General features: G+C 49.8%; 5 protein-coding genes. 2 read left to right on the forward strand and 3 right to left on the reverse strand.

The window, feature by feature from the left end; genetic code table 11:
- The first annotated feature begins 237 nt into the window (after positions 1–237).
- Together Q0294_RS11480 and bcp are read left to right on the forward strand one after the other, a co-directional pair.
- Positions 238–1,755, forward strand: a complete 1,518-nt coding sequence (locus Q0294_RS11480; RefSeq protein ID WP_299465036.1) for an endo-1,4-beta-xylanase — start codon at positions 238–240, stop codon at positions 1,753–1,755.
- Positions 1,756–1,937: 182 nt separating this feature from the next.
- Positions 1,938–2,423, forward strand: a complete 486-nt coding sequence (gene bcp, locus Q0294_RS11485) for a thioredoxin-dependent thiol peroxidase (protein ID WP_299465039.1) — start codon at positions 1,938–1,940, stop codon at positions 2,421–2,423.
- A 53-nt stretch (positions 2,424–2,476) separates the two neighbouring features.
- On the opposite strand, the gene Q0294_RS11490 is transcribed toward bcp, so the two are convergent.
- The 3 genes from Q0294_RS11490 to Q0294_RS11500 all read right to left on the reverse strand — a co-directional run.
- Complete coding sequence (locus tag Q0294_RS11490) at positions 2,477–3,553, reverse strand: Gfo/Idh/MocA family oxidoreductase (protein ID WP_299465042.1); 1,077 nt, start codon at positions 3,551–3,553, stop codon at positions 2,477–2,479.
- Positions 3,550–4,416 (reverse strand): acyl-ACP--UDP-N-acetylglucosamine O-acyltransferase, encoded by an 867-nt coding sequence (lpxA, locus tag Q0294_RS11495; RefSeq protein ID WP_299465045.1) that lies wholly within the window; start codon positions 4,414–4,416, stop codon positions 3,550–3,552. Before lpxA ends, Q0294_RS11490 begins: the two co-directional genes overlap by 4 nt.
- Before the next feature lie 84 nt (positions 4,417–4,500).
- Positions 4,501–5,233: UDP-3-O-acyl-N-acetylglucosamine deacetylase (locus Q0294_RS11500; RefSeq protein WP_299465048.1), on the reverse strand; the 733-nt coding region annotated here is incomplete at its 5' end.

Here is a 5,233-nt window from a genome sequence, read left to right on the forward strand (position 1 = left end):
CCATGAATTTGAACACTGAGAAGTGTAGCGAGAACCAGCGTGCTAAACAATTGACGAAAAATCATAACCCGTAAATCCCGCACAAAATGAGTGATCGTCAGGTTCCTGTCTGCCTGAGCTTCTCTCCCACTTCAATGTACATACATACGAGTCTACACTTGCCTGAAGCCCCTCAAACGTGATAATGGATAATAAGGCCTGAAGTTAATATCATCATTGAAAAATCAGATAACGATTGTGACCCGTTTTATGGGCAATTTGCGCTTTTTAATTGCACCGACTCAAGTACCGGAAGACTGGTCTGATCTCCATCGTGCCTATCTGAACGCCGTCGATGGCCGTGTCTTTCCAACGCGCGTCGAAGTGGACGGGAATCTTCTGACTTTTCGCCGCCAGACTTCTCAAAGCTGCAAACTCAATATCGTCTGGAATATTACCGACTTTGGCCGGCCAGTAGTCAGAACGGCTTCGCTTCCGGAACGGGAAGAACCCTACGTACTGATGCTTGAATTGGCCCGCGGGAAAATTTCAACTCTGAAAGACCAGCTCAGTGTGTGGCAAATCGCCGGTCTGAATATTCCCGCTGCGCTCTGGAAGCTGCATGATGAAGCCTTCTCTGCATTCTCACAGGCGGCCGTGATCCAGGATAAACTGGAAGAGTGCTCAGAACTGGCTGGAGTGGCGCTGCAGAAAGCACATGCAGCAGCCGAAATGCTGGTTCAGCTTTATGCCCGACAGCGTTTGACCATTCTCCATCAACGGTCTCAGTCAATGAAACTTCCTGTTTCACTTGGCTGTAACTTGGGTGAGCTTATTCCCAACGCAAAGGAAAGCCAGCAGATCTGCCAGGCTTTTGACGCTGCCAACACCGATTTGATTAACTGGAAATTGATCGAACCCTATGAGGGGGATCAGCACTGGGATTTATGCGATCAGCAGGTTGACTGGTGCGAAAAAAACCATCTCCTGATTCGCGGCGGGTGCCTGCTCGATTTTGCACCACACGGACTGCCTGAGTGGCTTGAATCCTGGAAGCTGGATATGGTCAACTTCCAGAGCATTATTTCACATTTTATTGAAACCGCAATCACGCGCTATACCGGCAGTATCCGAACCTGGACTCTGGTTTCCTCCATGAATACAGGTGGTGCATTCGGTCTCAACGAAGAAACCCGTCTCACATTGACAGCACGCGCCATCGAGGTCGCCAAGCAGACCGATGATTCGATTCAGTGTTTCATCAGAGTAGAGCAACCGTGGGGCGACTATCTCTCCAAAGGACAGCACCAGCTCTCGCCAATGCAGTTTGTAGATGCGATCGACCGGCTGGGAGTCGGACTTTCCGGAGTGGATCTGGAACTCAGCATCGGCTACTACCCCAATGGCTCTCATCATCACGATTTACTCGATATCTCGAAGTTGATCGACAAGTGGAGTGTGCTGAATCTCCCTTTACACATTACGCTGGCATTCCCCAGCGACGGTGAGAACGTCGAGGCGAAAAACCCTGCCATCTCAAAAGTACAGACAAGCCAGTGGAAAACAGACTGGAGCGAAGCCGCACAGGCAGAATGGATCGACTTGTATCTGCCCTTACTCCTGGCCAAGCCAGCTGTGACGGGAGTTTACTGGTCCCGGTTTCGGGACCAGGATGCACGCCGATTTCCGCATTCCGGCTTGATCAACCTCGAAGGCCAGGCCAAACCGGCCTTGAAAACAATCACCAAATATCACCAGCAATACTGGCGATCCTGATTTTGCCTCTTCCCCCAAATGGTACTACGGCACTCTGTCGAAAGTTTGCAGCCTGCCTGCTATTATGCAATCGCGCGAGGCATTGTTAGACTAAATCCTGTTGCGTTTTCAGGATATTTTAATAACACGATTTCTGACGGGATTCTGTCCCGTTTTTACCCCTATCGCTGAAGGATTCTACAATGGCTGCTGAAAGCAAAGTACCAGAAGTTGGCAAACGTGCTCCTGCTTTTAATCTCCCTGCTTACCCCGAAGGAAAAATTCGTCTGAGTCAGTACAAAGGCGAAAAAAACGTGCTCCTTTACTTTTATCCCAAAGACGATACTCCGGGATGCACTACCGAATCCTGTGAGTTTCGGGATCGAGTTGCCACGTTCAAACGAAATGACACCGTGATTCTGGGAATCAGCCCGGACTCAGTCGTTTCGCATGAAAAATTTGCGACCAAGTACGAACTGCCGTTCATTCTGCTCTCAGATGAAAATCATGAGATTGCAGAAAAATACGGCGTCTGGGTTGAAAAAATGAACTACGGCAAGAAATACATGGGCATTCAGCGCGCCACGTTCCTCATTGACAAGGAAGGTAAAATCGCTGCTGCCTGGCCGAAAGTCAAAGTGAACGGACACGCCGATGAAGTTACGGAAGCCCTGGAAGAGTTGATTTGAACTCTGATTGATCAGGAACTGAGCAATGACGTGTGTCACGCCGATTGGCTGATTTAACCGGCCAGTCGGCGTTGTTCTGCAGGAAACTGAATAAACGGTCCAACGGCTCCCTGTTGACTACCATCCCACTCGTGGCGGTTCACTGCTTCGAGAACCTGTTCCGCAACCTGCATTGCTTGCAGCGCCTGCAGACCTCCTACCAGTGGTTGAGAGTCAGCTCGAACCGCTTCCACGAAACTATCCAGTTCAGCTGTCAATGCATCTGCCGTTGAGACATCCGGTGAATCCACTTTTAGAAACGTACCAAACACATCCTGCTTCAACGCCTCAAGATTCGCTCCCGCTTTCCGCGCGCGTTCGAGTGGAGGAGTTCCATAGAGCAGCGTTTCCGATGGTCGATACGACGTCACTTCCCGGCTGGTAAAATCCACTGTCACGCAGCCTGAGGCGCCCCAGAGTTGCATCGCCCGCTTAGCGGTCGGTGAAATCCTGCTGGCCGTCAGATCGGCAATACAACCATTTTGAAACCGTAGCCGCGCCTGAACCGCGTCTTCATGTTCCCCCATTACAGAAATGCCAAATGCTTCGACACTCTGAACGGGAGAGTTCACCAGGGAAAGCACGAGATCGATATCGTGAATAAGTAAGTCGTGAATCACGCCAATGTCCGTCGATCGAAACGTATAAGGGCTGACGCGTTCGCTACGAATAAAACGAGGATTCGAACAACGCTCAAATGCTGCCTGTGTCGCTGGATTAAATCGTTCCACGTGCCCGATCTGGAGCAAAGTATCATGAGCTTCAGCGATCCGCACCAGTTCTTCTGCTTCCCGAAGATTACAGGCAATCGGTTTTTCGACCAGAACCGGAATCCTGCGGGATAAAAATTCACTGGCAACCGCGAGATGCGCGTGCGTCGGAACAGCCAGCGAAACGGCATCGGCTTCCTGAAACAATTCGCGATAATCAGAAACCCAGCGACTGCCATGCTGTTCTGCAACAGCCTGTCCCTGGACCGGATTCGTATCCGCGACGGCAAACAGGTCCACACCTTCCAGACCGGCCAAAATTCTGGCGTGGTGACGGCCTAATGCTCCGACACCGACGACGGCGACTTTCAATAAACTCATGCTGCTCTCCGTGTTGAACTTTGATCTTTTTCTTCAGGAATGTATTTCGCGTTCCGGGCCGCTGCTTCACGACCTCTACCCGCTTTACTGCCTTGAATGGCCTCAAAATGGTTAAATAGAGTCTGCAAAGCCATCGGCAGCACCCCTTCCAGTTCCTCACTGAAAATATCGCGTACTTCTTCCAGCTTTTTGTTTTTTCGATAGAACAGACGGTGTGCCCGACGAATGACCGAAACAGAGCTCTCAGAAATCCCGGCACGTTGCATACCCACAATATTGACGGTACGAATCCGGAAGTCATCCGCCCCTGTGCAGATCATAAAGGGAGGCACATCTACAGTCGCCCGCGATGCACCAGTGATAAAGGCAAGAGTCCCAATAGTACAAAACTGATGCACGACCGTGTTGCCTGAAACAATGGCCCGATCATGTACATGCACGTGGCCTCCGAGTAATACTCCATTGACCAGAGTCACATCATCGAAGATGCGACAGTTATGTGCCACATGCGAATTACAGAGAAACGTATTCCGGTTTCCGATGCGTGTGCAGTGATCCTCTTTTTCTGCTCCACGATGTATCGTACAACCTTCCCGAAACAGATTATCGTCGCCGATCACAACACTAGTCGGAGCACCCGAATACCCTGCGTCCTGTGGCTCTGCACCGATCACTGATGTGGGAAAAAAACGATTTCGCTCTCCGATGGTTGTATACCCTGTAACAGTCACATGGTTGTCCAGCACAGAGCCATTTCCGATCGTCACATCGGGACCAATGTAACAAAATGGCCCGATCGAAACATCTTCCCCGATTTCTGCTTTAGGATCGACGTAGGAAAGATTTGATATATTTGTCGGCATGTTCGACATCCTAAAAAATTTGCAGTCAATGATGTATCAGAACGTGAATAAAAGGCTGCCGAAAAGCAACCACAATTTGAGATCTCAGGCAACTTTCCATACTGCATCAGATAAACTGGAACGATGCGTCGATTTAATTTTTTTGATCAACTCTCGATTTAATGCATGCCCCGACTGATGCGCGCTGAAATAACCATGCAGGTCACAGCCAATCAGAGCAAAATCACCCAGACAATCTAATATTTTATGACGAACGCATTCATCTGATGTTCTTAATTCATTATCAATCGCACCGTCTTGTCCCAGCACCAGCAAATCCTCAGCAGAAAGTCGCAATCCATAACCCAGCCCGCGCATGGCTTCGACTTCCTCCTCCAGAACAAAAGTTCGCGAGAATGCCAGATGATTCATCCACGTATCAGGATTGATTTCCAGAGTGAGGCACTGTGGCTCAACTGGCGAATCTTCTCCGTAATTCAGATAGTAGCCAATCGCCATTACGGAACGGTTCAAAGGCCTGGCCTGAATAAAACATCCCGATTCGTCTTCGACGGACACAGGTTGTTCGATGCAGATCAATGCCCTCTTGAAGGGTTGTTCGACAATGCCAGATTCCAACAGTTCCTGTGACAGTTCCAGCGATGAACCGTCAAAACAAGGGGCCTCTGGCGCATTTATTTCGATGCGGCAATTATCAATTTGTAATCCCGCCAATGCAGCCATGACGTGCTCGATCATTTCGACCGATGCCCCCTGATATTCAATGGCCGTCCGCCTCTGTTTAAACACGGCATATTCAATCAGTGCCGGAATCGGC

The organism is uncultured Gimesia sp., from assembly GCF_937919775.1.
Taxonomy (GTDB): domain Bacteria; phylum Planctomycetota; class Planctomycetia; order Planctomycetales; family Planctomycetaceae; genus Gimesia.

Excerpts from the sequence above, each read along its gene's own strand:
- lpxA (WP_299465045.1), bottom strand. The coding sequence starts at position 4,416 with ATGCCGACAAATATATCAAATCTTTCCTACGTCGATCCTAAAGCAGAA.
- Q0294_RS11490 (WP_299465042.1), bottom strand. The coding sequence starts at position 3,553 with ATGAGTTTATTGAAAGTCGCCGTCGTCGGTGTCGGAGCATTAGGCCGT.
- bcp (WP_299465039.1), top strand. The coding sequence starts at position 1,938 with ATGGCTGCTGAAAGCAAAGTACCAGAAGTTGGCAAACGTGCTCCTGCT.